This is a genomic window from Nonomuraea sp. NPDC050451, from assembly GCF_044458585.1.
The window spans coordinates 54,031-80,635 of the sequence record NZ_JBITHZ010000001.1 but is presented as its reverse complement, the minus strand read 5'-3'; the positions used below and the strand labels follow the sequence as shown (position 1 = coordinate 80,635).

The following is a 26,605-nucleotide window of genomic DNA, read 5'->3' as shown; positions in this document are numbered from 1 at the left end:
AGCCGGCATCCGCTGAGAGGGCATAGTTGTGACATCGACCCACGTGCTCGAGCGAGCCGCCGTGCGGGCGGTCGCCGAGACACTGCTTCAGGAATACGCCGCGACAGCCGGGCCGGCGCGGAACAGGCGCGACTCCGGACCGGCCATCCTGGCCACGCTGGTCGCCGGCCAGGATGGTCCGCCGGACGAATCAGCCGCCGCCCGCGCGATCGACACGTGGCTGCGCGACTTTCGCGGCCCCTATGACCATGCCGGCCTCTTCGGCACCGGCGCGTCGGCCCGGATGTTCGCCCTGCGGATCGCCGCCCCGACCTGGACGCACCTGAACGAGCCGCTGGCGGCACTGCGGGCCAGGCTGATCGAGTACGTGACCACGCCACCCTGGCGGATCGCGAAGGTCGGGTGGGAGGACTACGACCTCATCGTGGGCCCGTCAGGCGTCCTGCTGGCGTTCGCCGCCGATCCCGGCATCGACGCAGCGAGCCGGGCTCCGCTGATGGCCCGGCTCGCGCTGCTCTGCGAGGACGCGGAACTGTCCGGGTTTCGGGTGGGCCGCTACCTCGGCGAGGAGCTGCGCGGCTGGAACTTCGGCCGCGTCAATCTGGGCCTGGCCCACGGGCTGCCCGGCGTCGTGACCGCTCTGCGAGCCGCCGCCGAGGCCGACGGGCTGAGCGACGAACTGAACGACCCGCTGCGGCGGCTCAGCGCCCGGCTGGTGACCGAATCCTACGTCGATGACAGGGGCGTGATCAGCTGGCCCTACGGGACCACCCGGTCGGACGGCGATCGCGCGCCCCGGGGAAACGGGCGGCGGCAGGCGTGGTGCTACGGATGTCCCGGCAACGCCTGGACACTGTGGGAAGCCGCACGCGTGCTCGGCGACGACGACCTGGGCGCCTTCGCCCTCGAGTCGGCACGGTCATTCCTGGCCGCATACGACGACGACCTGTATCTGGACGGTCTGGCCATATGCCACGGGGCCGCCGGGCTGATGCTGGTGTTCGACGCCTTCGCCCGGTTCGCGGGGCTGCCCGAGGCGGCCGAACTCGCCGATCACCTGACGGACCATCTCCTGGGTCAGCTCGACGAACCCGCCGTACTCGCAAGGACCGGCTGGTCACTGCTGGAGGGAGCACCCGGGGTGCTGTCCGCACTGCTGACGAGGAGCGGAGGTGACCGGCGATGGCTCGCCGCGCTGGGACTGAGATGACAGGCGGCCAGGGCGAGAACGGCGTGCTGGAACTGATCCGCATCCTGCCGCGCGTCTCGGCCGCCCTGAGCGCGGCCCTGGCCACCGTCGTGCTGCTGGAGGCCCTGTTGGCCAGCGCGTTCATGCTGGCCGGCGCCACTGTCGTGGGAGATGTGGCCGGCGGCGCCGCTGACCGGGAACTCGCGCTGCTGCATCTGGCCGTCTTCATCGCCTTCTTCGTGGCCCGGCTGGCCTTGACGCCCGTCTCGGGCATGATCGCCGGCGAGCTGGCGCGGCGGGTCAACGCAACGCTCGGCCAGACGACCCTCGAAGGAGCACTTCGTCCGGTCGGCATCGGCCATCTCAGCGATCCCGACGTCGCCGACCGCATCCAGCTGGCACGGGGACTGGCGACAGGGTATCCGCCGGGCCAGGCCGTGACGTCGCTCGCGAGGCTCGTGTCCAGCCGGTTGAGCGGGATCGCCGCGGCGGTGCTTCTCGCCACCGTCGAGTGGTGGCTGCCCCTGCCCCTGGCCGGTGCCTGGATCGTGCTGTCCAGATGGCGACTGCGCGAGGTCAGGAAGGCGGTGGACGCCGCTGAAGGAGCGACGCCCGCGCTGCGCCAGGCCGCCTACGCCCGCGATCTCGCGATCAGCGACGCCGCGGCCAAGGAGGTCAGGGTCTTCGGCTTCCAGGACTGGCTGCACGAACGGTTCACCCGCGCCTGGCTCGTCGGCATGGACGCGCTGGCCGGGAAGGGCAACAATCGCACCAGGATCGCCAGTTCGGTCCTGCTCGCGGTCACCCACGCCGCCGTGTTCGGCTACCTGGCGCTCGCCACGGCGGGCGGGCGATTCGACGTGGAGTCGGTCACCGTCGCCTTGCAGGCCACCGCCGGCATGGGCGCGCTGGGCTGGATCGGGGACGTCCAATGGATGCTGACCCAGGCCGGCGCCACCGTGCCGCACGCCCTGGCGGTGGGCCGGCTCGGGGTGGAAGCCGAGCACAGCCGGTCGGACACCACCACGCCGGACGAGCGGTTGCCCGCGCAGGAGATCCGGTTCGAGGACGTACGGTTCGGCTACCCCGACCGTCCGGTCCTGAAGGGTCTGGACCTGAGCATCCCGGCCGGTTCGTCACTGGCGATCGTCGGGATGAACGGCGCGGGCAAGAGCACGCTGATCAAGTTGCTGGCCCGGCTCTACGACCCCGTCTCCGGCCGGATCACGGTCGACGGCGTGGACCTGCGTACCCTGGACCCGCTCGCCTGGCGCCGCCGGCTGGCGATCGTCTTCCAGGACTTCGTCCGCTACGAGCTGCCCTTGCGGGACAACGTCGGATTCGGACGGCTCGACGCCGACCGCTCCAACGGCGCGTTCGACCGTGCCGCCAAGCTCTCCGGCCTCAACGACTTCCTGCCCAGGCTCCCGGCCGGTTGGGACACCCCGCTCAGCCGCAGGTTCGAGGGCGGCACCGACCTGTCCGGCGGCCAGTGGCAGCGCGTCGCGCTGGCCCGCGCGCTGTTCGCGGTCGAGCACGGCGCCCGCGTGCTCGTCCTCGACGAGCCGACCGCCAACCTCGACGTACGTGCGGAAGCCCAGATCTACGAGCACTTCCTGGAGATCACCCGCGGGCTCACCACGATCCTGGTGTCCCACCGGTTCGCCACGGTACGGCTGGCGGACCGGATCTGCGTGATCGACGGCGGCGAGGTCACCGAGTACGGCTCACACGAGGAGCTGATGGAGCTCGACGGGCAGTACGCCCACCTGTTCACCCTGCAGAGCGAGCCCTTCAGGGAGGCCCCCCATGTCTGACCGGACCTCCTCCCCGCACGTCGCGGTCCGCGCGATCGGCGTGTTGATCGGGGCCGCCTTCAAGGCGGACGCCCCCCGGGCCGTGCTCGTGATCGGACTCGCGCCCATGGTCGGCGCGGTCGCCGCCGTGACAGCGGTCGGCCTGCAACGCATGGTGGACGCCGCGGTGAAGGCGGATCTGTCCGGTATGCTGACCGCCGCCCTCATCCTGGCCGGCGCCCTCGTCGTCGGCCAGTTCGCGGGGACGGTCGCCGCGGATGTCCGCATCCGGCTTCAGCAGCGGGTGGCGCTCCTGCTGGACCAGCGCATCATGGCCATGACCAGTGGCCTGCCGCACCTGGACCACCACGAATACCCGCCCTATCAGGACCAGCTCGCGCTGCTCCGCAATCATCGCGCCTCGCTCGGCTCGGCCTTCGGGGCCCTGGTGGAGAACCTGAGGGCGCTCGTCGCCTTCGGCTCCACCGTCGCGCTGCTGATGAGCGTCCGGCCGGAGTTCCTCCTCCTGCTGCTCCTGGCCCTCCCCACGGTGCTCGCCGTTCGGCGCGGCGAGCAAGCCATCGCCAGGGCGGAGGAGTCGACCGTGGCGCCGTCGCGGCTGCGGCAGGGGCTGTTCACGACCGCCTGCTCCCCGAGCGCGGCCAAGGAGCTGCGGGTCTTCGGCCTGCAGGAGGAGATCGCCGGCCGCCACCGCGCCCTGTGGGAGCAGGTCGACGGGCCCCGGCGGCAGGCGGAGGTCCGCACGGCCGTATGGACCGCCGCCGGATGGCTGATCTTCGGCGCGGGCTTCGCCGGCGCGCTCTACCTCGTCGTCACGGCGGCGCTGCGGGGCCAGGCGAGCCCCGGTGACGTCGTCCTCACCATCGCGCTGGGCGGCCAGCTGACCGGCAGCGTCTCCGGGTTGATCCAGATGCTCTCCTGGATGCAGAAGACGCTGCGCGCCATGGGGTACTACCTGTGGCTGGACGACCACGCCAGGGCCCGCATCCGGCCACGGGAGGCGGACTCCCCTTCGCCCCCCGCCGGAGCCGACCTCGTCCTGGAGAACGTCTCCTTCAGTTATCCGGATGCCGCCCGGCCGGTGTTGCGGGACGTGTCGCTGCGGCTTCCCGCCGGCCGTACCGTAGCCATCGTGGGCGAGAACGGCGCCGGGAAGACGACGCTGGTCAAGCTGCTGTGCCGGCTGTACGACCCCACCGCGGGCCGGATCACGTACGGCGGGAGCGACCTCGCCGGCTACGACGTCCAGGCCTGGCGCGACCGGGTGACGGCCTGCTTCCAGGACTTCTGCCGCCTGGAGTTCCTGCTGCAGGAGTCGGCCGGCATCGGCGACCTGCCCCGCATCGACGACGAGCCCGCCGTCAGGGACGCCCTCGACCGCGCGGGCGCGTCCGGCCTGCCCGGCCTGCTCCCCCACGGCCTGCGAACCCAGCTCGGCCCCACGTTCCCGGGCGGCACCGACCTGTCGGGCGGACAGTGGCAGAAGGTCGCCCTGACCCGGTCGATCATGCGGGACGCGCCGATCCTCCGCGTCCTCGACGAGCCGGCCGCCAGCCTCGACCCGGCGAGCGAGTACGAGATCTTCCGGCGTTTCCAGATCGCCGCAAGCCAAACGGAGAACGGCACGATCACGGTCTTCGTCTCGCACCGGTTCGCGACCGTGCGCACCGCCGACCTCATCGTGGTCCTGGACGGCGGCACGATCCGCGAGCTGGGCAGCCATGCGGAGCTCATGGCCCTGGACGGCCTGTACGCCACGCTCTACCGCCTGCACGCGAAGGGGTACGAGGAGACGAAGCCTTCGTGGACCGACGCCCTGGACAAGGACTTCGAGGTCGCGGTTGATCTCTAGGAGTAGCGCTCGCACACCGTGAACGACACGCTCCTGGTGGCCTTCGAAGGGGTCAGCAGGTGGAAGACGATCGTGTGCCGGCCCGGTTCGAAGGCGCCGAAGGGGTTGCGCCGGTTCTTGGTCGTGCCGGTCACCCAGTCCGTCTTCCAGCCCTCGTCCTGGCCGTCCACCACCCAGCGGTAGCCGTACTCCACCTGCCGGCCCGACGGCCCCCTGAGCGAGGCGACCGGGAAGAGGCTGGGCGACCAGCAGCCCTTCTCGGTCTGCAACCCGTCCAGCGTCAGCGACACCAGGCGTACGGTCCCCGCCGGCGCGGCCGTGCTCTTCGTGGGATTGGGGGTCGGCCGCGCGCGGGAGACGGTGGGGGTGGAACCGGCCGTCCTGGTGGGACGCACTTTCCTGACCGGCGTGCTCGGCGTCTTGGCGGGTGTCTTGGCAGGCTTCTTGGCCGGTGTGCTGGTGGCGCCCTGTCCCGCGGCCGAGAGGGAGGGGGTGGGCGCGGGTGTCGTCGCCACGGTGGGCGCGGCCGTCGGCGCCGGTGCGGGCATCCACACGATCGCCCCGGCCACCAGGCCCCCGGCCACCGCAAGTGCCCCGGCGCCCGCCAGCAGCGCCTTCCCGCGCGGGCGGCTCGCCACCGTGTCGTCTCGAAGGCCCGCGACCTCGCCTGTCGGGCCGGTGGGCGGGGCGCCGATGAGCCGGAGCAGGACGTCCTGCATGGCGGGCCGGGCGGCGGGGTCCTTGGCCAGGCAGGCCAGCACGATCGGGCGCAGCGGACCCGGCAGGTCGCCCAGGTACGGCTGGTCGTGCAGGATGCGCCGGATCACGGCGGGCAGCGAGTCGTTGCCGAACGGCGGGCTTCCCGTCGCGGCGAACACCATCACCGACGCCCACGCGAACACGTCCACCGCGGGACCGAGCGGGGCGCCCGCGAGCTGCTCGGGCGCCATGTACGCGGGCGTGCCGACGATGCTGCTCGTCACGGTCAGCGAATGGCCGGCCGCGCGGGCGATCCCGAAGTCGATGACCCGCGGCCCGTCCCTGCCGAGCAGCACGTTGGCGGGCTTGAAGTCGCGATGCACCACCCCGGCCCGGTGGATCGCCGCCAGCGCGGTCGCGGTCGCCACCGCGAGCCGCTGCAGGTCGGCACCGACGTGGCGACCGGCCTGGTGGAGCGAAGGGCCCTCGACGTACTCGGTCACGATGTACGGCCGCCCGCCCAGCGAGGCGTCGAGCACCTGAGCGATGCAGAACGGCTCCACCCGGCGCGCCGCGTCGATCTCCTTGGCGAAGCGGTGGTCATCGGCCAGGCCGTCCACCAGCACCTTCACCGCGACCCGCCGCCCGTCGGGCCCCTGCCCCAGGTACACCACGCCCTGCCCGCCCACGCCCAGCCGCCCGAGCAGCCGGTAGGGGCCCACGGCCGGGGGATCCTCCGGCAGGAGCGGGTTCATCACTCGGTCCCGACCGGGCAGATGGTGAACGAGAGCGCCCTGGACGCCGTCGCGGGCGAGGTGACGCGTAGGGTGATCTTGTGAGGGCCGTTCGACGTCACGAGCGGGCCCACGACCTGCATGGTGTGGGACTCGGCGATGACGGACTCGGAGCGCTGCACCACCCGTCCGTCCAGGACCCATTCGTAGTGGAACCTGGTGGCCAGCTTGGTCCCCTCGACCAGGCCGAAGGTGTTGGTCTGGCCGATCTGGCAGTCCTGGGTGTTGGCCTTCCTGGCGCCCATGGCCCGGATCCACACCACCCTGAAGGAGCCCCCGCCCGACGAGGGTTTCGCCGACGCGGTCGTCGGCTTGGGAGCGGGCTGCGTCGGCTTCACGGTCTTCTTCACGGTCGGCTTCGTCGTGGTCACCGATACCGGCGGCGAGGGACTTTTGCTCTTTTTCGGACGCTGCCGCGATTTCGTCGAAGTCGGAGTCGCAGCGGGGGTCGAGGTCAGGGCCGGCGTCCCGGCGGAGGTGAACGCCAGTGCCTGCGTACTCGGCCGCTGCTGCTGGAACCGGAGGTTCGTGGCCGCCCAGGCGACGGCGCCCGCGACCGCCAGCGCCCCCACACCGGAGACGACCGCTATGACCACCGTCCCGCTCCCGCGCCGCCGCCGTCCCGGAACCGTGGACACGCCGCTGCCGTCGCCGGGCCCGGCCGGACGCCCGGGGGCCTGGCCGCCCAGGAGCCGCAGCAACACGTCCTGCATGGTCGGCCGGTGTGCCGGATCCTTGGCCAGGCACGCCAGGACGATCGTGCGCAACGGTTGCGGCAGGTCGCCGACCTGCGGCTCATTGTGCAGGATGCGGTTGATCACCGCGGGCAGCGAGTCCTCGCCGAACGGAGGCATCCCGGTGGCGGCGAACACCATCACCGACGCCCACGCGAACACGTCCACGGCCGGCCCGATCCGCTCGCCGGCGAGCTGCTCGGGCGCCATGTACGCGGGCGTCCCCACGATGCTGCTGGCGGCCGTCGCCCCCGCCTCGACGGACCGGGCGATCCCGAAGTCGATCACCCGCGGCCCGCCCTGCCCGAGCAGCACGTTGGCGGGCTTGAAGTCGCGGTGGACGATGCCCGCCTGATGGATGGCCGCCAGCGCGGTCGCGGTCGCCACCGCGAGCCGCTGCAGATCGGCGCCGACGTGGCGCCCGGCCTGCTGGAGCGACGGCCCTTCGACGTACTCGGTCACGATGTACGGCCGCGGGCCCAGCGAGGCGTCGAGCACCTGAGCGATGCAGAACGGCTCCACCCGGCGCGCCGCGTCGATCTCCTTGGCGAACCGCTCGTCGGCGAGCCCCTCGCGCAGCACCTTGATCGCGACCGGCCGGCCGTCGGGCCCCTGGCTCAGGTAGACCACCCCTTGGCCGCCCGCGCCCAGCCGCCCGAACAGCCGGTAGGGCCCCACGGCGGTGGGATCGCCCTCCCGTAGAGGCTCGACGCGCGACATGGGGCTCCTGTGACGAACGTATGGGATCTTCGGCACCATAGCGGGAAATGTCAGACCCAGTGAGCCAGTCGCGTAAACCCGTGCGAGATCAGGCGGCAGCGGGCGTCCGCGGCGATCAGCCGCCCGTGCAGCCGGTACTCGGTGATGACGACCTCGGGGTCGGCCGTCTCGTGGACGGCGACCCGGTCGACGCCGGCGAACTCCTGAACGCCCACCACCGAGGCAAGGCGCGCGCGGAACGGACATCGAGATCGTCGGGGGTCAGGTCGCGAATTTCCACGATCACACAACCTACGCAGGCGGAGCGCCGGCCGAGGCGGTGGCGGACGCCGCCGAGGAGCGGCGCAGGTCCGGTGTGGTCGCTCCCACCGCGGCGACGGCGGCGAGGCAGAGCAGGCCGCCGCTGATCAGGGCCGCAGCCCCCGAGGTGGCGTCCGCGACGAGGCCGCCGCGCATGTTGCCGAGGTCGGGGCCGGCTTGCCCGACGATCTGTTCGGCGGCGCCGACCCGGCCGAGCAGTTCGTTCGGGGTGTGCAGCTGGACGATCGTGCTCCGGGACACCACGGAGACGGTGTCGGCGGCGCCGGCCAGGACGAGGAAGGCCAGCCCGGCCCACGGGTCGGGTGACCCGCCGAACAGCGCGAGCGCCCCGCCCCACGTGGCGGAGCCGGCGAGCATGACCAGGCCGGGCCGGGGCAGCCGGGTGAAGGTCCCGGAGAAGACGGAGGCCACGACGCCACCGACGGCTATGGCGGTGAGGAACAGTCCGAGAGTGCGCGGGTCGCCGCCGAACCGCTCCGCGTTGATCAAGGGGAACAGGCTGATCGGCATGGACAGCACAGTGGTGGCGAGGTCCGTGAGCAGGGCTCCGCGAACGACGGGAGTGCGGGCGAGGAAGGCCAGGCCGTCCAGCACGCCGCGCAGTCCGGGGCGGGCGGGCTCGCCCTCGGGACTCATCCGCGGCAGACCGATCACACCGTAGAACGCGGCGGCGAAGGTGAGCGTGTCGATCAGGTAGCAGCCGCCGACGCCCAGCGCGCCCACGATCAACCCGCCCAGCGCGGGGCCCATCAGCATGGCGCCCTGGAAGGAGATGCGTCTCAGCGCCAGTCCGGCGGCCAGCTGGTGCTTGGGCAGGAGGTGCGCGATGAACGTACGCGAGGCCGGGCCTCCGACGGCGCCGAAGCAGGAATGCGCGACCACCAGCCCCAGGATCCCGGCGGGCGGGAGCTGCCCGAAGAAGCCCTGGACAGTGAGAAGGAGCGAGCACACGGCATGCCCGCTGGTCGTGATCAGGCAGAGCCTCCGGCGATCCACCCGGTCGACGAGCGATCCGGCGAACAGCCCGAGGACGACGAGCGGGATCGCCTGCGCCAGGCCGACGGCGCCGGTCCACGCGGTGCTGCCGGTCAGCTCCCAGACCTGGAACATCACCGCGACGATCGTCATCTGGCTGCCGAACCCGGACAGGGCCTGCCCGATCCATAACCGCCGGAACCGTGGCGACGACCGGAGCGGGGTCACGTCGAGCAGCGTGTCCCTCAGTCCCATTCGGGGTCCTGTGCCAGCTTCTCGGCGATCCGGTCGTGGAAGCTCCTGCGTTCGAGTGCCTGCTCGATGTCGGTGACGGCCCGGGAGAGTGGATAGGGGAGCTCGGCCTCGAGGTCGGCGAGGGCGGCCTCGGTGGCCCGCCACTCCGCCGCCAGACGGCCGATGACGGCGCGGGCGTTGTCGGTGAGCGTCACTTTCTTGCTGCGCGCGTCGTCGCCCGCGACGGTCTCGACCCAGCCGGCCTCGCGCATCGCGGCCACCTTCTGGCTGAGCGCCGAATGCGTCCGGTTGACCGACTCGGCCAGCTCGGTGATGGTCATCGGTCCGCGGGCGTGCAGCCGGAGCAGCTCCATCACGTAGCTCGGCTTGAGCCCGTCGATCCGCTCCTCGGCGTAGATCCGGGCGATGTCGGCGTCCATCGACGCCTGGAGAAGCCGCAGCGGGCGCCAGAGGCTCTGATGGCTGGGGTCGAGCTCATGGGGGTCGGCCATGAGCCAATCGTAACAGCACTTATATAAGCACTGTTAAATGTCAGGTGCACCGGGGCGCGCGCTCGTACGCGCACCTGGCCGACCGGCCCCTTCGGGGGCGGCGGCGGGCGGCGGCGGGACTGCAGCAAGGTGGTACGAACACCGGCGCGGTGCGAGGCGGACGACGCCGCCGGGACAGATATCGCCCCACGTCGTTCCGCAGGATGACGGTGCCGGCCAGCACCACCAAGGCGATGAGGAAGGCGCTCTCAGCCACTTTTCTCGCCTCCTTGCAGCGACTGCTCTTTGCATGACACTCGCAGGAGCTACATATCCGCCACAGGGTTGCTACAGAGCTTCAGGCTGCCGGCCAGTTTCTGAGCAGGACGTCCAGCGCGTCCAGGGCCCTGGACCAGGACACGTCCGCGCTGCGCGGGTGGGTGGCGAACCGGCCCGTCGTCTCCAGGGACACATATCCATGGAAAGTGCCACCGAGCAGCCGTATCGCGTCCGTCTGGTCGGGGTCCGACAGGTCATAGCCGCGCAGGAGTGCCCGCGTCAGCTCCGCGTGCCGGCCTGCCGCGCTGGTGGCCGCCGCCTCCGGGGGGAGCTCGAGCTGCGCCGCGGCGTACCTGCCCGGGTGCTCCTTCGCGTAGTCCCGGTAGGCGTTGGCGAAGGCCACCAGCGCCTCCTTGCCCGCCCGGCCGGCCAGCGCGGCGGCGACCCTGTCGGCGAGCTCCCCCAGGGCCAGCTCCCTCACTCTGATCCGCAGGTCCTGCGCGTCCTTGACGTGCGCGTACAGGGCCGCGGGCTTGACGCCGAACCCGCGCGCGAGCGCCGAGACGGTCACGTTCTGGAAGCCGATCTCGTCGGCCAGATCCGCCGCCGCGCTGGTCAGACGCTCCGGGGTCACTCCCGCCCGTGCCATGCGCGCACCTTTCTTATAGGCTTTAAGTATTTGCATAATACCCTTAAGGAGAGCTAGCCTCGCCGCCCATGAGACCAGTCACCGAGCGGGACATCCGCACATCGTTCGTCAACTGCTCCAAGGGCGAGACTCAGCGGCTCAGCCTTCCCAAGGACTTCGCGCAGAGCCCCTGGGAAGACCTCGACTTCCTCGGGTGGCGAGATCCGGGCGCGCCCGAACGCGCCTACCTGGTGGCCGAACGCGACGGCTCCCTCGTCGGGATCGCGCTGCGGGTGACGTCCGGCACCTCGCGCGGCTTCACCTCGCGCAGCATGTGCTCGCTGTGCCTGACCATGCACACCAGCGGCGGCGTCGCGCTGATGACCGCGCGCCGGACCGGCCAGGCCGGCCGTCAGGGCAACTCGGTCGGGCAGTATCTGTGCACCGACCTCGACTGCTCCCTGTACGTACGCGGGAAGAAGAAGGCCGCGGGCGACGGGGCCATCGACGAGTCACTCACCCTGCCGGAGAAGGTCGCCCGCACCCGGGCCAACCTGTTCTCCTTCCTGTCCAAGGTGTGACCGGCTGCGGTCGGTGTGCGCGGAGTGGACGGCGGGCCAGTCCTCGGAGGGGGCGGGCTCGTGGCACAGGCCGTTGAGGGTGGCGCGGATGACGCGTTCGGCCTGGAGGTCGAAGGCCCGGGCGTCGTCGACGCGGATCAGGCCGTCGATGAGCAGGACCGCGAGGCCGTGGATGGGCGCCCAGACGACGAACTCCGCCCCCGGGCGCGACGCCGCGGGGAGGGCGCCGAGGTCGGCGAGGCGGTCGAGCTCGGCCGTCAGCACGTCGTGCGGATGGGGCGAGACACGGGAGTCCGGGCCGGTGGCGCCCGCGCCGAAGACGAGGCGGGCCACGGCCGGGTCCTCGATCGCCCAGCGCAGGTAGCCACGGCCGAGGGCGACCAGGCGGCGGTGGGGGTCGGCGGTCATGCCGGCGGCTCGTTCGCAGGCGTCCGCCAGGCGGTCGCCGAGGCGGGAGAGGACCCGTTCGGACAGGGCGCGGACGAGCGTGTCGCGCGAGGCGAAGTGGTGGTAGGCGGCGCTGGGGCTGACGCCGACCCGGGCGGAGGCCTCGCGTAGCGACCAGCCGTCGGCGCCGCGCTCGCGCACGAGCCCCTCGGCGGCGTCCAGGAGTGCGGCGCGCAGGTCGCCGTGGTGGTATCGCCCCTTCGCCATGAGCCGATCTTAACACCGATCAGATCCGTGTTACGCTGCGCGAAAAGCCATCTCAACACTGTTCAGATTGGAGCGGGTCATGTGCCCCACCGCTTCTTCGCCGTCCGCCGGAAGGACCGTCGTGCCGGAGGTCCGGCCCGGCCCGCCGCCGATCGTGCGGGGCGAGCCGGTCGAGGTGGCCGACGGCGTGTACGTCATCCCGGACGGCCGCGTCGAGCTCGTCCCGAACGTGGGCATCGTCGTCGGCGAGCGGGCCGCGCTGGTGATCGACACCGGCATGGGCCCCCGCAACGGCGCCCACGTCCTGGAACAGGCCCGTCTCCTGGCCGGCGACCGGCGCCTGTACCTGACCGTCACCCACTTCCACCCCGAGCACGGCTTCGGCGCGCAGGCCTTCAAGGGGGCCGCGACGATCGTCTACAACGCCGCCCAGCGCGCCGAGCTGCACCGCAAGGGCGCGGCCTACCTCGACATGTTCAAGGGGCTGAGCCCCGCCGTCGCGGCCGAGCTCCAGGACGTCACCCTCGTCGACCCCGACCTCGTCTACGACGGCGAGGCGGAGCTCGACCTCGGCGGCCGGACCGCGATCCTGCGCACCGCCGGCCCGGCGCACACCGCCTCCGACCAGATCGTCCTCGTCGACGACCGCGTCCTCTTCGGCGGCGACCTGTTCGAGACCCGCATCTTCCCGATCACGCCGTACTTCCCGCCCTACGACGTCGATGTCGACGGCGCGCGCTGGATCGACCTGCTCGACCGCCTCATGGCCCTCTCCCCCGAGGTCGTCGTCCCCGGCCACGGCGAGGTGAGCGACGCCTCCCTGCTCCACGACGTCCGCGACTACCTCGTCTACGTCCGCGCCGAGGTCGCCCGCCTGCGTGCCTCCGGCGCCTCCGAGGACGAGACCGCGGCGGCGCTCGACCAGGCCGCCCGCGCCCGCTGGACCACCTGGGAACGCCCCGAGTGGATCGGTTTCGCCGCCCGCGCCTTCTTCAACGAGACCGCCTCATAGCGCCTGGACCTGCGGCGACGCCGGGCACGGAGCACAGGCTGTACCGGCCGAGGTAGCGCAGGCTGTACCTCGGTTGGGGCGTACGTGGGAAAGACTCGCAGGTCCGGTGGCTGGTGTGCTGATCACCCATCACCCGCCGCCACCGGATCCCCACGAGGTCGTCCATCATGCCTGCCACCAGCCGCGACTCCAGGGAGGGCGGACGGCACCGTCTCCCCCAGCGGGACCGCCTGCACGAGATCGACGCGCTGCGCATCACCGCGGCCGTCTCGGTGATGGTCTATCACTACGTGTTCTCCGGGCCGGTGGGCGGCGCGAGCCCGCTGCGGTTCCCCGCAGCCGGCGAGATCGCCAGGTTCGGCTATCTGGGCGTGGACCTGTTCTTCGTGATCAGCGGGTTCGTGGTGCTGCTGAACGCCTGGGACCGCCGCCCGGGCGCGTTCCTGGTCTCCCGGATCGTCCGCCTCTATCCGGCCTTCTGGATCGCGGTCACGATCACGACCGTGGTCTCGGTCACGCTCGGCCTGGGCCGCTATCCGGTCACGTTGGTGCAGTATCTCGCCAACCTGACGATGTTCAACTCGTTACCCGACATCCCGAACATCGACGTCGTCTACTGGACCCTGTGGGCCGAGATCAGGTTCTACGCGCTCATCTTCGTCCTGACCTGGATCGGCGTCACGCGGGCGCGGGTGACCGCGATGTTGTGGGGCTGGCTGGCCCTGACCTTCCTGCTCCAGAGCGGGGTGCTCCCGGCCTCCGTGCACACCGTCGCCGACCTGGTGGTGCAGTCGCAGTTCTCGCACTACTTCATCGCGGGCATGGCGCTGTGCGTCGTCTACCGGTACGGCCCGACCCGGCAGCTCGGCGCGATCATCGGGCTCTGCCTCGGCAACGCCGTCCTCCGCGGCGTCGAGTTCGCCGGCAAGGTCGCCTCCCGCTACCACACCGAGATCGCGTCAGGCGTCGTGGTGACCGTCATCATCGCGATCTTCATCGTGATGACCCTGATCGCGCTGCGCGTCACGCGCCGCCTGGGCCGGCCCTGGTTCGCGATCGCCGGCGCCCTGACGTATCCGCTCTACCTGGTCCATGCGCACATCGGCTTCATCGTCTTCACCAGGCTCGGTGACCGGGTGCCGCCGTACGCCCTGCTGATCGGGACGATGGGGCTGATGGGCGCGCTCGCGTACGCCGTCCACACGCTCGTCGAACGCCCATTGGCCCCCGCGCTGAAGCGCGCCCTGACCGCCAGGGGCAATGGCGTGGCAATCCTCCGCGGATAATGGTCGGCGCGACCGCCATAAAATCACTACATTACCGCCATATAAATTTCGTGGGGCATCATCCGATCTTCATCAGAGAACCGATAAGGGCGTCATAAATTCATCTGGCAAGCCAGCTCGACCTGGGGTTATGCGAGCGCCAGCAGTGTCTGGAAATGCGGTTCGCGGTACGCGTCACCGCTTAGCGAAGGGCGCGGAAGGTGCGACTCCAAATGCGATTTGAGCACCGATTTGAATGGCTGTCCAGACCCTTGTGGAGTGAATTCCGATCATCTACTGTCCAGGTGATCAAATCACTCACGCCCGCACTCGGGAGGCCCAATTGCGCCGATTAACGACCGCCGTCGCTCTTTCGGCGGTGCTGATCCCCTTCCTCTCTCCCGACGCCTCCGCCTCCGCCGCCGTCACCGACGAGCCGGCCCCGGCCGAGGTTCAGGAGGTAGGCCCCGGCCAATACTTCTCCGACTCCTCCACCTTCAAGATCGCCGAAACGGACGTGTCCTTCGCCGCGATCGGCCGCCGGCACGGCGTGGCCGGCGCCAACGGCGATCTGGCCCGACCGCAGTCGGCCCCCGCCACCCGGCCCGAGCTGGCCGTCTTCGGGCCCGGATGGCAAGGAGAGTTCCTCGGCGGGGCGATCAACCGGAAGCTGGAGGTCCAGAGCGGCGCCATCGTCGTCACGGACCTGGAAGAAGGGGGTTCGACCCGCTACGACCTGAAGAGCAGCGTCTCGCTGCCGGGCGGCGGCGGTATCAACACCTACGAGGACGCCACCGGCGCCAAGCTCACCGAAACGACCAAGTGGGACGCGGCCGCCGGGGCGATGCGTACCACGATGTCCGAGGCGATCTCGGTGGATCCGGCCACCCAGGACGCCGGTGACGACACCTTCACCGACGCGAACGGCAACCCCGTCAGCGCGGCCGACCTCAAGTTCGCCTACACCTGGGCGCAGCCGGCGGGCCTGCAGAGCACCGACACCTGGCGGGTGACCGGCGTCGGCACCACCGCGTACGGCAAGTCGACCGTCGGCTACGACACCCAGGGCCGCATCAGCACCATCAAGGAACCGGCCGGGGCCGAAGCCCCCGAGACCACCCTCGCGTTCACCTACGCCACGTCGACCACGGCCGGCACCTCCTCGCTCGGCGACTTCGCGGGCCGGCTCAAGGAGATCACGGTCACCCTCGGCACCGAGGCGCCGCAGACGGCGGCCCGCTACGCGTACGACCTGTCCGGGCTGCTGCGCACGGTGTCCGACCCCAGCGACGGCACCACCCAGGCGACCTACGCCTACGACGAGATCGGCCGCCTGACGTCGATCGACTCGCGCAGCAACGGCGCGTGGCAGCTGAGCTTCCCGGCGGGCAGCGCGGTCCCCCAGGTGACCTCCGTCGACGCCGACCGGCCGACCGCCGACACGCCGATCGAGGGTTCGGGAGGGATCCCCAGCCCCGTGACCCCGGAGCCCCCGCCGGGCGACTTCATCCCGGGCGGCATCGACGGCACGCAGGCCTATCCGAAGTACTGCCCCACGGCCAAGGACTGGATGTGGTGGACCAAGATCGGCTGCGTCTCCTACGCGGCGCACTACGGCTGGCACAGCCCGAGCTGGAAGCGGACCGCCAGCGGCTTCAAGGTCATGGGCATCAACCACGACCACTGCACGCAGGCTCCGGACCGCCCCAGCGGCTTCGACTACCGGCCGGCTTGTGACTCGCACGACTACGCGTACGGGCTGATCGGCAACACGTACAAGAAGTACAAGTACTACCTCGACCGCAGCCGCAAGGCCGACGTGGACAACAGGTTCTACATCACGCTGCGCGACAAGGTGTGCGGCGGCTACTTCTTCCTGGTCCGCGGGACCTGCAAGCGGATCGCCCTCGTCTACTGGGCCGCCGTCCGGGTCAAGGGCAACCCCAAGAACGGCGCGAACGCGACGTAACCACACGCTGTGACCCCACGGGCCGGGCGGCGGGATCGATCGCCGTCCGGCCACCCCCTCATGTCGGCGTCGTCACCATGGAACTCTTCACGTAAGGCGCGATATGTCATGAAATTTCCGGTCTTATCCTGCGTCATCGTGGCATTGGCGGCCACGGCGTTCGTGAGCGTGCCGGCCCACGCGGCCTCGGCGAATCTGGAGCGGCAGACCACCCAGCAGACCACCCAGCAGACCACCCAGCAGACCGCTGCGGCCGCGCCGACGGTGGAGCCCGAGCTGCGCACCAAGCTGGCCGCCGGCGGCAAACTCCGGGTGAACGTGGTCACCAAGTCCCGGGCCGACCTGCCCGACGCCGCCAGCAGCGGCCAGGTCCTGCGGACCTCCTCCCGCTTCCCCCTGGTCACCCTGCGCGTGGACGCGGCGGCCGTGGACCGGCTGTCCAAGCTCCCCAACGTGGTCAGCGTCACCGAGGACAAGCCCGTACCCCCGGTGCTGGCCCAGAGCATCCCCCTGATCGGCGGGGACCGTACCCGTGCCGCGGGCATGACCGGCGCCGGCAGCGTCGTCGCCATCCTGGACACCGGCGTCGCCGCCAACCACCCCTTCCTGGGCAGCCGCGTCCTCGAGGAGGCCTGCTTCTCCCCCATCGACCCCGACTACGGCTCCACCAGCCTGTGCCCCGACGGCACCGCCGAGCAGGAAGGGCCCGGCGCGGCCGACAGCGACACCGGCCCCTGCGCCGACGCCGCCCTCGACTGCGACCACGGCACCCACGTGGCCGGCATCGCCGCCGGCAACGGCCAGAACGTCACCGGAGCACCACCGGCCGGCGTCGCCCCCGGCGCCGAACTCGTCGCCATCCAGGTCTTCAGCAAGTTCAGCTCCGAGGACTTCTGCGGCGCCGGCGCGGCCCCCTGCGTGATGAGTTTCACCAGCGCCCAGATCGCCGGCCTGGAGAAGGTCCTGGAGCTGAGGGAGGGCGGCACCCCCATCGTGGCCGCCAACCTCAGCCTCGGCAACGGCCACTACACCGCCGCCTGCGACGACGACCTCCGCAAACCCCCCATCGACGCCCTCCTGGCCGCCGGCGTGGCCACCGTCATCGCCTCCGGCAACAACGGCTACGGCGACGCCGTCAGCGCGCCGGCCTGTATCTCCTCGGCCATCGCCGTCGGCAGCACCACCGACCAGGACACCCCGTCCACCTTCAGCAACCGCGGCCCCCTGCTGGACCTGTTCGCCCCGGGCACCGACATCGTCTCCTCCGTGCCGGGCAACAAGTACGCCTCCATGAGCGGCACCTCCATGGCCGCCCCCCACGTCACCGGCGCCCTGGCCGTGATGCGCCAGGCCCAGCCCACCACCGCCGTCTCCCAGCTGGTGACCACCCTGAAGACCACCGGCAAGGTCATCACCTACACCGGCGCCACCACCCCCCGCATCCAGCTCGACACCGCCGTACTCGGCAGCACCAACCCCACCCCGGACCCCGACGCGGACCCGTGGCCGCTGCCCAACTACACCAACGGGACCGACTACGCCATCCCCGACCACGGCTACATCGAATCGAAGATCGTGGTCAACGACCTCATCGGCAGCGCGCCCGCCTCCATCGAGGTCTACATCGACATCCACCACACCTGGCGGGGCGAGATAAAGGCCGACCTGATCGCCCCGGACGGCAAGGTCTACCCGCTGCGGTCTCCTGACCCCAACGACAGCGCCGACATCATCCACGAGACCTACACCGTCAACGCCAGCGCCTCCCCGGTGAAGGGCACCTGGAAACTGCGCGCCCAGGACGTCGAATGGCTCGACACCGGCTACATCGACAGCTGGACCATCAGGCTGCCCTGCTTCGGCGCCTGGGACGACATCCCCATCCCCGACCCCGGCAGCGCGGACTCCCAGATCGTGGTCGGCTGGATCTCCGGCAAGGCCCCCTCCAACGTGACCGTCTACGTCGAGATCAACCACACCTGGCGCGGCGACCTGAAGCTCGACCTGGTCGCCCCGGACGGCAAGGTCTACCCGCTACGGGCCCCGGCGCCCAAGGACGACGCCGACGTCCTGAACGAGACCTATCACGTCAACGCCAGCACCTCACCAGCCAGCGGCAGCTGGAAGCTACGCGTCGAAGACGTCGCATCCGGCGACAAGGGCTACATCAACGGATGGACTCTGACGCTCTGAACGAACGCGGCGGCTCGGGACACGGAGCTACGTACCGAGCCGCCGCGCACCCTCGACCAGTTCGGCGAGGTCGGCGGCCGCCGCGAAGCCGAGCCGCAGGTAGCCGCCCGGAGCCTCCGCGGCGAAGTAGTCGCGGCCCGCGCTGATGACCACGCCCCGCGCCCGCGCCGCCTCGACGGCGGCGTGGTCGTGGCCCGCGCCCATCCGCACCCACAGGTGCAGCCCTCCGGTGGGGACCTGCCCGGGCACCCAGCCGGGGACCTCGCGCGCCAGCGCGGTGACCAGCGCGGCGCAGCGTTCGCGCAACGCGTTGGCCAGGGCACGCAGGTGCCGGTCCCAGGCCGGGGTGCTGAGCAGCTCGACGGCCGCCTCCTGGAGGGGGCGCGCGATGAAGAAGTCGTCGACCCGCCGCATCGCGCATAGCCGTTCCATCACCGGGCCCCTGGCGATGACCGCGCCGATGCGCAGGCTGGGCGAGGCGGGCTTGGTCAGGGAGGTCACGTAGACCACGGTGCCGTCGCGGTCGTTGGCGACGAGCGCGCGAGGCACCGGCGCGCCGTGCCCGAGGTGGCGCGCGAAGTCGTCCTCGACCAGGAAGGCGCCGGCCGCGCGGGCCACGTCGACCACCTGCCGGCGACGCTCCGGCGAGAGGACGGCGCCGGTCGGGTTGTGGAAGGTCGGCTGGCAGTACAGCAGCCGGGCCCCGGTCGTGGCGAAGGCGTCGGCCAGCAGGTCGGGCCGGATGCCGTCGCCGTCCAGGGGCACAGGCACGGGACGCAGCCCCGCCGCGCGGGCGGCCAACAGCGCGCCCGGATAGCTGGGCGATTCGACCAGGATCGGGCTGCCGGGCGCGGCGATGGCACGGAACACCATGGAAAGGGCGCTCTGCCCGCCGCTGGTGACCAGCACGTCGTCGGGGCCGACGTCGCCGCCGGCCTGCCTGGCGAAGATCGTGCGCAACGGCGCCAGGCCGGCCACCGGCGCGCGATCCCACGCGTCCGGGCGACGGGCCGCGCGTGCCAGAGCGGCGGCCAGCGCCTTGGCAGGCTGCAGGGAGCTGTGCAGGTAGCCGCCGGCCATCGTGATGGCGCCGGGCGGCGGACCGAGCAGCTCGCCCGCCGTCAGCGCGGGCATGCTGCGGTCCGCGAGCACGACCGTCTGCCAGGAGGTGTCCCCCGCGCCGTCGGCGGACCGGTCGCGGCGCGCCGCGACGAAGGTGCCGCTGCCCGGCCGGGTCACCACCGCCCCCTCCGCGGCCAGCAGGGCGAAGGCCCGCGTCACCGTCACGGGGCTCACCCCGTGACGGCGCACCAGGTCGCGGGCGCTGGGCAGCCGGTCGCCGGCGGCCAGCCCGGCGATCTCCGCCCGCAGGCTCGTGACGAGAGCCTCAGTAATGTTACTCTCGGACATGAGAGACCAGAGTAACGCTTCTCCCTTCACCGCGGAAACGCTTCAGACCCTTCGCGACGACACCCCGGGCTGCGCATCGGTCGTGCACTTCAACAACGCCGGCTGCGGCCTGCTCGCCGGGCCGGTGCTCGAGGCGATGCTCGCCCACCTGCGGCTCGAAGCGGCCATCGGCGGATACGAGGCTGCCGCGGCGCGGCAGGCGGAGGTCCGCGACTTCTACGCCGCGACGGCCGGGCTCATCAACTGCTCCCCCGACAACATCGCCTTCGCCGGGAGCGCGACCGACGCCTACACCAGGGCGCTGTCGGCCATCCCGTTCGAGCGCGGCGACGTCATCCTCACCACCCGCAACGACTTCATCTCCAACCAGATCGCCTTCCTGTCCCTGCGCAAGAGGTTCGGTGCGGAGATCGTGCACGCCCCGGACCACGCCGACGGCAGCGGCGTCGACGTCGAGGCGATGGCCGCGCTCATGCGCTCGCGGCGGCCCCGGCTGGTCGCCGTGACCCACGTGCCGACCAACTCCGGCCTGGTCCAGCCGGTCGCGGAGATCGGCCGCCACTGCCGCGAGCTGGAGCTGCTGTATCTTGTCGACGCCTGCCAGACGGTCGGCCAGTACGAGATCGACGTCGAGGAGATCGGCTGCGACCTGCTCACCGCCACGTGCCGCAAGTTCCTGCGCGGGCCGCGCGGCTCGGGCTTCCTGTACGTCTCCGACCGGGTCCTGCGCGCCGGCTACGAGCCGCTGTTCATCGACATGTACGGCGCCCGCTGGGTCGCGCCGGAGCGCTACCGCCCGGTCGAGACCGCCGCGCGCTTCGAGGACTGGGAGTTCCCCTACTCGGCCGTGATCGGCAGCGCGGTGGCCACCAGGTACGCCCTCCAGGTCGGCGTGCACCGCATCGCCGAGCGCACGCCCGCCCTCGGGGCCCATCTGCGTGACCGGCTGGCCGCCGTCCCCGGCGTCCGGCTCCTCGATCGCGGCCCGCGGCCGGCGGCCCTGGTCACCTTCCAGATCGAGGGCTGGCAGCCGCAACCCTTCAAGGAGGCCATGGACGCGCGGGGGATCAACTCCGCCCTCAGCTTCCGCGAGTTCGCCCAGTACGACTTCGGCGACAAGGACGTGGAGTGGGCCCTTCGCCTGTCACCGCACTACTACAACACCGAGGAGGAGGTGGACCGGGTCGCCGCCGCGGTCGCCGAGCTCAGCCTCGCCACCGCCCGGCGGTGACGGGCGGCGGGCCCGCGCTCAGAAGTACGTGGGCAGGCGGGGCGTGTAGTGCTCCTCCAGCGAGCCGACCTCCTCGTCGGTGAGCTTGACGTCCAGCGCCGCGACCGCGTCGGCCAGATGGCGCGGCTTCGTGGCGCCCACGATGGGAGCGCTGACGACCGGGTTGTGCAGCACCCAGGCCATGGCCACCTGCGCCATCGAGACGCCACGCGCCACCACCCTGAAGGAGATGCACCGATGACCGGCTGGACGAGCGAGGAGCTCACCGCGATCGCGAACGCGGAGGAGCTGGATCTGGCCTCCCGGCGCGGCGACGGCACGCTGCGCGCCCCGGTGACGATGTGGGTCGTCCGCCACGGCGACGGCCTGTACGTCCGCTCCATGCACGGCCGCGCCTGCGCCTGGTACCGCGGCACCCGGACGCGCCACGAAGGCCACATCTCGGCCGGCGGCGTCGTCAACCCCGAGGCCCGCGCCGCCACGGTCAGACTCCTGCCCGGCTCCTGACCGGCGGGGTTGCCCCGTCCAGATCTAGACGTTTAATATCCAGGATTATGCGGATGAGCGAGGGCGTGGAGTGGGCCCTGCACAGCTGCCTGAACCTGACGTGGGTGGAGCAGGACGAGGCCATGACCGCCGCCCGGCTGGCGGCCTTCTACGAGCTGCCCGCGGCGTACCTGAACAAGCAGCTCCAGGCGCTGGCACGGGCGGGCATCGTCACCTCCACCCCCGGCCCCCGCGGCGGGTTCCGGCTGGCCCGGCCGCCGGAGCGCATCACGTTGCTCGACGTGGTCACCGCGATCGAAGGGCCGGGCGAGGCCTTCCGCTGCGAGGAGGTGCTGCGGAAGGGACCGACCGGCCGGGCGGACGTCGACTACCGCAAGGCGTGCGTCGTCTCGCAGGCCATGCGGCAGGCCGAGCTCGCCTGGCGCAAGGAGCTGGCCGGCCAGACGCTGGCCGACATCAAGGCGACGGTGGAGCGCCGCTCCCCCGGCACCCCCGCGGCGACGCGCGACTGGTTCGCGACCCGCCGCCCGTGAGCGGCCCTGCCCCTGGGCGGCCCTGCCGCTTACCACAATTCTGGATATCAAATATCCAGACCATCCAGAATAAGGAGATCCAGCAATGCGCATGAGCATTCGCAAGCCCGCCGCCGACGGCCTGAAGGCGATGTACGCGCTGGAGGCGTACATCAACGCCTCCCCCGTCCCCCGCGCCACGCTCGACCTGCTGCGGTTGCGCGTCAGCCAGATCAACGGCTGCGGCTTCTGCGTGGACATGCACGCCCGCGAGGCCCGGGAGGCGGGCGTGCCGGGGCGGCAGGTCGACGCGGTCGCGGCCTGGCGGGACACCCCGTTCTTCTCCGACGAGGAACGCGCCGCCCTCGCGCTCGCGGAGGCGGCCACGCGGGTCGCCGACAACCCCGACGGCGTCCCCGACGCGGTGTGGCGGGCCGCCGCGGAGCACTACGACGAGGAGGCGCTGGCCGCCCTGGTCATGGCGATCTCCGCGATCAACGCCTGGAACCGCATCAACATCACCCTCCGCAACGCCCCGGCGTAGCACCGCACTATCGAGCAAACGCTTGGTAGAGTCGGTGCGTGCTGCTCGATGACAAGGTCGTGGTCGTCACCGGGGCGGGCCCCGGGCTGGGGCGGACCCTGGCGCGCCTGCTGGGCGAGGAGGGCGCCAGGGTCGTCGTGGCCGCCCGCACCGAGGCCACCGTCGAGCGGACCGCCGCCGAGGTGCCGGGCGCGCTGGCCGTGCCCGCCGACGTGACCAGGATCGAGGACGTACGGCGACTCGCCGGTACGGTGATCGACCGGTTCGGCCGGGTGGACGTGCTGGTCAACGCCGCCTTCCCCGGGTCGCACCGCAGGAACGTGCTCGACATGTCCGACGGCGACCTCGAGTCCTGGCGCGCGGCCGTCGAGACGGGCGGCTACGGCACCCTGCTGGCCTGCAGGTTCATCGCGCCGCACATGGTGGCCCGGCGCTCCGGCTCAATCGTCAACATCACCTCCATGTCCTCCCGCAAGGGCTACGCGGGGCGCAGCGACTACGCCGCGGGCAAGGCCGCCGCGCACCTGCTGTCCCACTGCCTCGCCGACGAGCTCGGCCCGTACGGGGTGCGGGTGAACTGCGTCGCCCCCGGCTGGATCGCCGGCGACGGGCTCGACGACTGGATGCGCACACGGGCCGCGGCGGAAGGCGTGACGTTCGAGGAGATCCTCGCCCGCGACGTCTCGGCGATGGCGCTGCGCCGCATCGCCACCGAGGAGGACGTGGCCCGCGCCGTCATCTACCTCGCCTCCGACCACGCCAAAGCCCTCACCGGCGCCACCGTGGACGTCAACGGCGGCCAGCTGTTCACGTGAAAATGTGATCTTGTCTGTGGCCCTGGAAGTGATCACACTACGGTTCAAGGCTCGGGCGTCGAACGAGGAGAACCTCAGTGGCCAATGCCTGGATGACCACCCCTTTGACCTGGCTCGTACGGATGGGTGCCGCGTGCGTCCTGGCCGCCCCCGCGCTGTCACCCGCCGCCGCGTCGGCCCTGGCCACGCCCACGGCGCCACTCCAACCCCTGAGCCTGACGGGCCTCGACCTGCGCGCCCGGTCCGACCCGTACACCGTGCCGCTCACGGCGGAGTACGAGCAGGTGGGCATCGGCGGGGCGCTCAGCGGGACCGACCGCGTCGCGCTGCCCGGCAACGACGACCCCGACTGCGCCGCCCGGGCGGCCTACCTGCCACGGGTGCCGGTCCGCTCCTGGTTCTGCTGGAACGCCGCCGCCCAGGGCGACAAGGCGGACCTCCCGCACTCCCCCTGGGTGCCGCAGGGGCTGGCCACCTCGGGCGAGGCCCAGCTCGACGGCACCCCGACCGGCAGTGAGCACCGGGCGCTCATCACCAGCTGGGCCTGGCTGAACTCGCCCGACCCGGACAACCCCGACTACCGCGACAACTCCGTGAACCTGTCCGTGGTCGACCTCGACGATCGCCGCTACCGCAACGTCCTGCCCGTGTGGGTCGACGGGCAGGGGAAGCTGCGGCGCATCTACGGGCACGGCGGCGGCCTGGCCTGGTACGGCCCCTACCTGTTCATGACCTCCAGCACCAACTGGAACGGCTACTCGGGCCCCGACTCCACGTACAACACCATCCGGGTGTTCGACACCCGCAAGATCTACCGCAAGCGGGACGGCAGCGGCGGCGACTACAGATACGTCATCCCCGAGGTGCGCCACTACATCACCCCCATCCGCCTGGACTACGTCTCCCTGGACCGCCACAGCTCCGGCGGCGCCAGCCTGATCGCGGGCACCTACAAGGCCTCCAGCGGCTCCACGGGCTCCCCGGCCGGCACCAAACTGGTCCGCTACCGGTTCCAGCCGCCCCCGGACGGCGACTACCGCCTGATCAACGCGCCCGTGCAGGCCTGGGTGTCCACCGTCCCGGCCGACCCCGCCGACGCCATCAGCGACGTGCAAGGCGTCCAGTCCGACGGCGACCTCCTCTACATCAACATGGCGGCCGGCTCGCACCCCGGCCCCGACCCGAGAAGGCGCTTCGCCACCGTGAACGTCGCCACCACGCCCCGGACGATCAGCGCCCACACGAGCTGGGCGTACCGGCCGGAGGACCTGTCCCAGTGGTACGCCACCGGCGAGCTGTGGGGGCTCACCGAGGGCGAGGAGGAACGGGTCGTCTTCTCCGTCGCCATCGCCGACGTCGATCCCGCCTGAACCCCCCTTTCGACGCCGGCGTCCTCCCCGGCGAAATCTTGATGGTCCCGGGTTAAGGACATCGCCATTCGCCGGGCGTCCCGGTGGAGGAACCGTCGCGAGTCTGCTGGAGTGAGGTCCGGGAGGTGACCGATGCCCCAGGACAAACCGATTCTCGTCACGGGCGCCGCCGGCAGCGTCGGAGCGGTCGGCCGGACCGTCGTGGAGACGCTGCGGCGTCGGGGGCTCCCGGTCCGGGCGCTGGTCCACCGCGAGGACGAGCGCGCCGAGGCGCTGCGGGCCACGGGCGCCGAGGTCGTCGTCGCCGACATGACGCGCGCCGCCGACGTCGTGCCCGCCATGCGCGGCGTCGGCCGGGTGTTCTTCAGCATGAGCGTCTCGCCGTCGTACCTGGAGGCCGCCGTCACCATGGCGACCGTGGCCCGCCAGACCACCGGCATCGGGGCGTTCGTCAACCTCTCGCAGATGACCGTCTCCGGGATGACCACCACGAGCACGGAGGAGTCGCGCCAGCAGCGGCTGCACTGGCTCGCCGAGCAGGCGCTCACCTGGTCCGGGCTGCCTCTGGTCGTCGTCCGGCCCACGGTGTTCCTCGAACACCCCTTCTTCACCCTCTTCGCCGCCGCCTCCATAGCCGAGCGGGACGAGATCCGCCTGCCGTTCGGGGGCGCCCATACCTCGCCGGTCGCGGCGGGCGACGTGGCGGAGGTGGTCGCGACCATCCTGGCCGCCCCGTCGCCGCACGTCGGGAAGGTGTACGAGCTCACCGGACCGCGCTCGGAGGACATGAACGCCGTGGCGGCGGAGTACTCCGAGGCCCTGGGGCGGCGCATCACGTACGCGGACATGTCGCTGAAGGAGTGGATCGAGCACGACCTCCGCAAGGCGAAGCTGCCGGAACACCTGGCCGAGCACATCGCCACCATGGCGCGGCTGCACGCGCGGGGCCGCTACGCCCGCCTCACCCACGACGTCGAGACCGTCACCGGACGGCCGGCGACGAGCGTCAAGAACTTCGTCGCCGGCCACGCGGCCCTCTTCGGCGGCACCCGGGTTGGCTCCGGGGGCCTCGGGTAGCGATCATCGGAGGATGCCGAGGAATGCGCTGGACCGGGCGCGTGACCTGTGGGCGGGCCTGGCCGGCACCCCCGTCACGTTTCCCGCGAGCGGGGACGTGAACGTCGTGGTCTCGCCCGGGTCGTCGTTGTGCCCTCCGGGATGGACGGGCGTCGTCGCGCTGGGCGGGGCGATCCTGGCCACCGTGCCCGACGCCGGCCTGGCCGAGCCGGTGCGGAGCGCGCTGCCTGACCTCGGTCACACCGACCTCGCCCGGCTCCCGGAGCGCCTGCCGGTCCTGCACGTCCTGGGCCCGGCGACACTCGCCTACCTGGACGCCGGTGACTTCGTCGCGGCCCCCGCCACCGCCGAGGTCGAACGCCTGCCGGCCGATCACCCGGCGATCCGGGCCCTGCTGGCCTCGGTGCCGGAGGAGGACGCGGACGAGTCCGGCCTGGAGGAGATCGCCTCGGCCGCCTGCGCCGTCCGCGAGGGCGGGGACGTCGTCGCCGCCGCCGGCTTCCGTCCCTGGCTGGACACGGCCGCGCATGTGAGCGTTCTGACCGCGCCGCGGTGCCGCGGCCGGGGGCTGGCCCGCCTGGCGGCCTCCGCGGCGGTCGCCGACGCGCTGGCGATCGGGCTGCTGCCGCAGTGGCGGGCACGTCCGGAACAGTCGCGGCGCGTCGCCCGCGCGCTCGGCTTCCGGGAGCACGGCGCGCAGATCAGCATCCGGCTCTAGGACCGGTCGCGGGC

25 protein-coding genes are annotated in these 26,605 nt (G+C 71.6%); 16 read left to right on the top strand and 9 right to left on the bottom strand.

Features of this window, described 5'->3' with window-relative positions; all coding sequences use genetic code 11:
* Positions 1-28: 28 nt before the first annotated feature.
* From ACIBI9_RS00290 to ACIBI9_RS00280, 3 genes are read left to right on the top strand one after another with little or no spacing between them, the layout of a single operon-like run.
* Entirely contained in the window at positions 29-1,210 is a 1,182-nt protein-coding gene (locus tag ACIBI9_RS00290) for a lanthionine synthetase LanC family protein (protein ID WP_397219730.1), read from the top strand.
* Positions 1,207-3,006, top strand: coding sequence for an ABC transporter ATP-binding protein (locus tag ACIBI9_RS00285; RefSeq protein ID WP_397219729.1), 1,800 nt, complete (start codon positions 1,207-1,209; stop codon positions 3,004-3,006). Before ACIBI9_RS00290 ends, ACIBI9_RS00285 begins: the two co-directional genes overlap by 4 nt.
* Positions 2,999-4,858 (top strand): ABC transporter ATP-binding protein, encoded by a 1,860-nt coding sequence (locus ACIBI9_RS00280; protein ID WP_397219728.1) that lies wholly within the window; start codon positions 2,999-3,001, stop codon positions 4,856-4,858. Before ACIBI9_RS00285 ends, ACIBI9_RS00280 begins: the two co-directional genes overlap by 8 nt.
* Here the strand turns inward: ACIBI9_RS00280 and ACIBI9_RS00275 are convergent.
* From ACIBI9_RS00275 to ACIBI9_RS00250, 6 genes are all read right to left on the bottom strand, one after another.
* Complete coding sequence (locus ACIBI9_RS00275; RefSeq protein ID WP_397219727.1) at positions 4,855-6,312, bottom strand: protein kinase; 1,458 nt, start codon at positions 6,310-6,312, stop codon at positions 4,855-4,857. The genes ACIBI9_RS00280 and ACIBI9_RS00275 overlap by 4 nt on opposite strands.
* The gene (locus ACIBI9_RS00270; protein ID WP_397219726.1) at positions 6,312-7,805 is read right to left on the bottom strand and encodes a serine/threonine-protein kinase; all 1,494 of its coding nucleotides are present in this window, start codon (positions 7,803-7,805) and stop codon (positions 6,312-6,314) included. The genes ACIBI9_RS00275 and ACIBI9_RS00270 overlap by 1 nt, the downstream gene beginning before the upstream one ends.
* Before the next feature lie 50 nt (positions 7,806-7,855).
* The gene (locus tag ACIBI9_RS00265) at positions 7,856-8,023 is read right to left on the bottom strand and encodes a hypothetical protein (protein WP_397219725.1); all 168 of its coding nucleotides are present in this window, start codon (positions 8,021-8,023) and stop codon (positions 7,856-7,858) included.
* Positions 8,024-8,096: 73 nt separating this feature from the next.
* Entirely contained in the window at positions 8,097-9,356 is a 1,260-nt protein-coding gene (locus ACIBI9_RS00260) for an MFS transporter (protein WP_397219724.1), read from the bottom strand.
* Complete coding sequence (locus ACIBI9_RS00255; RefSeq protein ID WP_397219723.1) at positions 9,347-9,847, bottom strand: MarR family winged helix-turn-helix transcriptional regulator; 501 nt, start codon at positions 9,845-9,847, stop codon at positions 9,347-9,349. Before ACIBI9_RS00255 ends, ACIBI9_RS00260 begins: the two co-directional genes overlap by 10 nt.
* Before the next feature lie 337 nt (positions 9,848-10,184).
* Positions 10,185-10,754, bottom strand: a complete 570-nt coding sequence (locus tag ACIBI9_RS00250) for a TetR/AcrR family transcriptional regulator (RefSeq protein ID WP_397219722.1) — start codon at positions 10,752-10,754, stop codon at positions 10,185-10,187.
* Between the two features lie 68 nt (positions 10,755-10,822).
* Here ACIBI9_RS00250 and ACIBI9_RS00245 point away from each other — a divergent pair, with 68 nt between their 5' ends.
* Positions 10,823-11,314 (top strand): FBP domain-containing protein, encoded by a 492-nt coding sequence (locus ACIBI9_RS00245; RefSeq protein WP_397219721.1) that lies wholly within the window; start codon positions 10,823-10,825, stop codon positions 11,312-11,314.
* Here the strand turns inward: ACIBI9_RS00245 and ACIBI9_RS00240 are convergent.
* Positions 11,246-11,968, bottom strand: a complete 723-nt coding sequence (locus ACIBI9_RS00240) for a TetR/AcrR family transcriptional regulator (protein WP_397219720.1) — start codon at positions 11,966-11,968, stop codon at positions 11,246-11,248. The genes ACIBI9_RS00245 and ACIBI9_RS00240 overlap by 69 nt on opposite strands.
* Positions 11,969-12,089: 121 nt before the next feature.
* Here ACIBI9_RS00240 and ACIBI9_RS00235 point away from each other — a divergent pair, with 121 nt between their 5' ends.
* From ACIBI9_RS00235 to ACIBI9_RS00220, 4 genes are all read left to right on the top strand, one after another.
* Entirely contained in the window at positions 12,090-12,980 is an 891-nt protein-coding gene (locus tag ACIBI9_RS00235) for an MBL fold metallo-hydrolase (protein ID WP_397219719.1), read from the top strand.
* Positions 12,981-13,147: 167 nt separating this feature from the next.
* Positions 13,148-14,266, top strand: coding sequence for an acyltransferase family protein (locus ACIBI9_RS00230; RefSeq protein ID WP_397219718.1), 1,119 nt, complete (start codon positions 13,148-13,150; stop codon positions 14,264-14,266).
* A gap of 322 nt (positions 14,267-14,588) precedes the next feature.
* Complete coding sequence (locus ACIBI9_RS00225; protein ID WP_397219717.1) at positions 14,589-16,214, top strand: phospholipase A2; 1,626 nt, start codon at positions 14,589-14,591, stop codon at positions 16,212-16,214.
* A 138-nt stretch (positions 16,215-16,352) separates the two neighbouring features.
* Positions 16,353-18,407 carry a S8 family serine peptidase gene (locus tag ACIBI9_RS00220; RefSeq protein WP_397219716.1) on the top strand — a complete coding sequence of 685 codons (2,055 nt, stop codon included), beginning with the start codon at positions 16,353-16,355 and terminating at the stop codon, positions 18,405-18,407.
* Between the two features lie 27 nt (positions 18,408-18,434).
* On the opposite strand, the gene ACIBI9_RS00215 is transcribed toward ACIBI9_RS00220, so the two are convergent.
* Entirely contained in the window at positions 18,435-19,817 is a 1,383-nt protein-coding gene (locus ACIBI9_RS00215) for a PLP-dependent aminotransferase family protein (protein WP_397219715.1), read from the bottom strand.
* On the opposite strand from ACIBI9_RS00215, the gene ACIBI9_RS00210 reads away from it, so the two are divergent.
* A complete protein-coding gene (locus ACIBI9_RS00210; protein ID WP_397219714.1) occupies positions 19,816-21,048 on the top strand; it encodes an aminotransferase class V-fold PLP-dependent enzyme in 1,233 nt (410 codons plus the stop codon). The genes ACIBI9_RS00215 and ACIBI9_RS00210 overlap by 2 nt on opposite strands.
* An 18-nt stretch (positions 21,049-21,066) precedes the next feature.
* Here ACIBI9_RS00210 and ACIBI9_RS00205 read toward each other — a convergent pair whose 3' ends face one another.
* Entirely contained in the window at positions 21,067-21,264 is a 198-nt protein-coding gene (locus ACIBI9_RS00205; protein WP_397219713.1) for an aldo/keto reductase, read from the bottom strand.
* Between the two features lie 21 nt (positions 21,265-21,285).
* On the opposite strand from ACIBI9_RS00205, the gene ACIBI9_RS00200 reads away from it, so the two are divergent.
* The 7 genes from ACIBI9_RS00200 (at position 21,286) to ACIBI9_RS00170 (ending at position 26,591) form a co-directional block, all read left to right on the top strand.
* Positions 21,286-21,555, top strand: coding sequence for a DUF2255 family protein (locus tag ACIBI9_RS00200; protein WP_397219712.1), 270 nt, complete (start codon positions 21,286-21,288; stop codon positions 21,553-21,555).
* Positions 21,556-21,608: 53 nt separating this feature from the next.
* A complete protein-coding gene (locus tag ACIBI9_RS00195; RefSeq protein ID WP_397219711.1) occupies positions 21,609-22,088 on the top strand; it encodes an RrF2 family transcriptional regulator in 480 nt (159 codons plus the stop codon).
* Between the two features lie 91 nt (positions 22,089-22,179).
* Positions 22,180-22,611, top strand: a complete 432-nt coding sequence (locus tag ACIBI9_RS00190; protein ID WP_397219710.1) for a carboxymuconolactone decarboxylase family protein — start codon at positions 22,180-22,182, stop codon at positions 22,609-22,611.
* A 38-nt stretch (positions 22,612-22,649) separates the two neighbouring features.
* Complete coding sequence (locus ACIBI9_RS00185) at positions 22,650-23,426, top strand: SDR family oxidoreductase (RefSeq protein WP_397219709.1); 777 nt, start codon at positions 22,650-22,652, stop codon at positions 23,424-23,426.
* 92 nt (positions 23,427-23,518) lie between these two features.
* Positions 23,519-24,796 carry a hypothetical protein gene (locus ACIBI9_RS00180; protein WP_397219708.1) on the top strand — a complete coding sequence of 426 codons (1,278 nt, stop codon included), beginning with the start codon at positions 23,519-23,521 and terminating at the stop codon, positions 24,794-24,796.
* Positions 24,797-24,928: 132 nt separating this feature from the next.
* Positions 24,929-25,873, top strand: coding sequence for an NAD(P)H-binding protein (locus ACIBI9_RS00175; RefSeq protein ID WP_397219707.1), 945 nt, complete (start codon positions 24,929-24,931; stop codon positions 25,871-25,873).
* 13 nt (positions 25,874-25,886) lie between these two features.
* On the top strand, positions 25,887-26,591 hold the full coding sequence (locus ACIBI9_RS00170; RefSeq protein WP_397219706.1) for a GNAT family N-acetyltransferase: 705 nt from the start codon (positions 25,887-25,889) through the stop codon (positions 26,589-26,591).
* Positions 26,592-26,605 lie beyond the last annotated feature (14 nt).

Coding starts and splice junctions, on each gene's coding strand:
- ACIBI9_RS00285 (WP_397219729.1), top strand. CDS start 1,207: ATGACAGGCGGCCAGGGCGAGAACGGCGTGCTGGAACTGATCCGCATC.
- ACIBI9_RS00280 (WP_397219728.1), top strand. CDS start 2,999: ATGTCTGACCGGACCTCCTCCCCGCACGTCGCGGTCCGCGCGATCGGC.
- ACIBI9_RS00275 (WP_397219727.1), bottom strand. CDS start 6,312: ATGAACCCGCTCCTGCCGGAGGATCCCCCGGCCGTGGGCCCCTACCGG.
- ACIBI9_RS00270 (WP_397219726.1), bottom strand. CDS start 7,805: ATGTCGCGCGTCGAGCCTCTACGGGAGGGCGATCCCACCGCCGTGGGG.
- ACIBI9_RS00260 (WP_397219724.1), bottom strand. CDS start 9,356: ATGGGACTGAGGGACACGCTGCTCGACGTGACCCCGCTCCGGTCGTCG.
- ACIBI9_RS00255 (WP_397219723.1), bottom strand. CDS start 9,847: ATGGCCGACCCCCATGAGCTCGACCCCAGCCATCAGAGCCTCTGGCGC.
- ACIBI9_RS00250 (WP_397219722.1), bottom strand. CDS start 10,754: ATGGCACGGGCGGGAGTGACCCCGGAGCGTCTGACCAGCGCGGCGGCG.
- ACIBI9_RS00245 (WP_397219721.1), top strand. CDS start 10,823: ATGAGACCAGTCACCGAGCGGGACATCCGCACATCGTTCGTCAACTGC.
- ACIBI9_RS00240 (WP_397219720.1), bottom strand. CDS start 11,968: ATGGCGAAGGGGCGATACCACCACGGCGACCTGCGCGCCGCACTCCTG.
- ACIBI9_RS00230 (WP_397219718.1), top strand. CDS start 13,148: ATGCCTGCCACCAGCCGCGACTCCAGGGAGGGCGGACGGCACCGTCTC.
- ACIBI9_RS00210 (WP_397219714.1), top strand. CDS start 19,816: ATGAGAGACCAGAGTAACGCTTCTCCCTTCACCGCGGAAACGCTTCAG.
- ACIBI9_RS00215 (WP_397219715.1), bottom strand. CDS start 19,817: ATGTCCGAGAGTAACATTACTGAGGCTCTCGTCACGAGCCTGCGGGCG.
- ACIBI9_RS00200 (WP_397219712.1), top strand. CDS start 21,286: ATGACCGGCTGGACGAGCGAGGAGCTCACCGCGATCGCGAACGCGGAG.
- ACIBI9_RS00195 (WP_397219711.1), top strand. CDS start 21,609: ATGAGCGAGGGCGTGGAGTGGGCCCTGCACAGCTGCCTGAACCTGACG.
- ACIBI9_RS00190 (WP_397219710.1), top strand. CDS start 22,180: ATGAGCATTCGCAAGCCCGCCGCCGACGGCCTGAAGGCGATGTACGCG.
- ACIBI9_RS00180 (WP_397219708.1), top strand. CDS start 23,519: ATGACCACCCCTTTGACCTGGCTCGTACGGATGGGTGCCGCGTGCGTC.
- ACIBI9_RS00175 (WP_397219707.1), top strand. CDS start 24,929: ATGCCCCAGGACAAACCGATTCTCGTCACGGGCGCCGCCGGCAGCGTC.
- ACIBI9_RS00170 (WP_397219706.1), top strand. CDS start 25,887: ATGCCGAGGAATGCGCTGGACCGGGCGCGTGACCTGTGGGCGGGCCTG.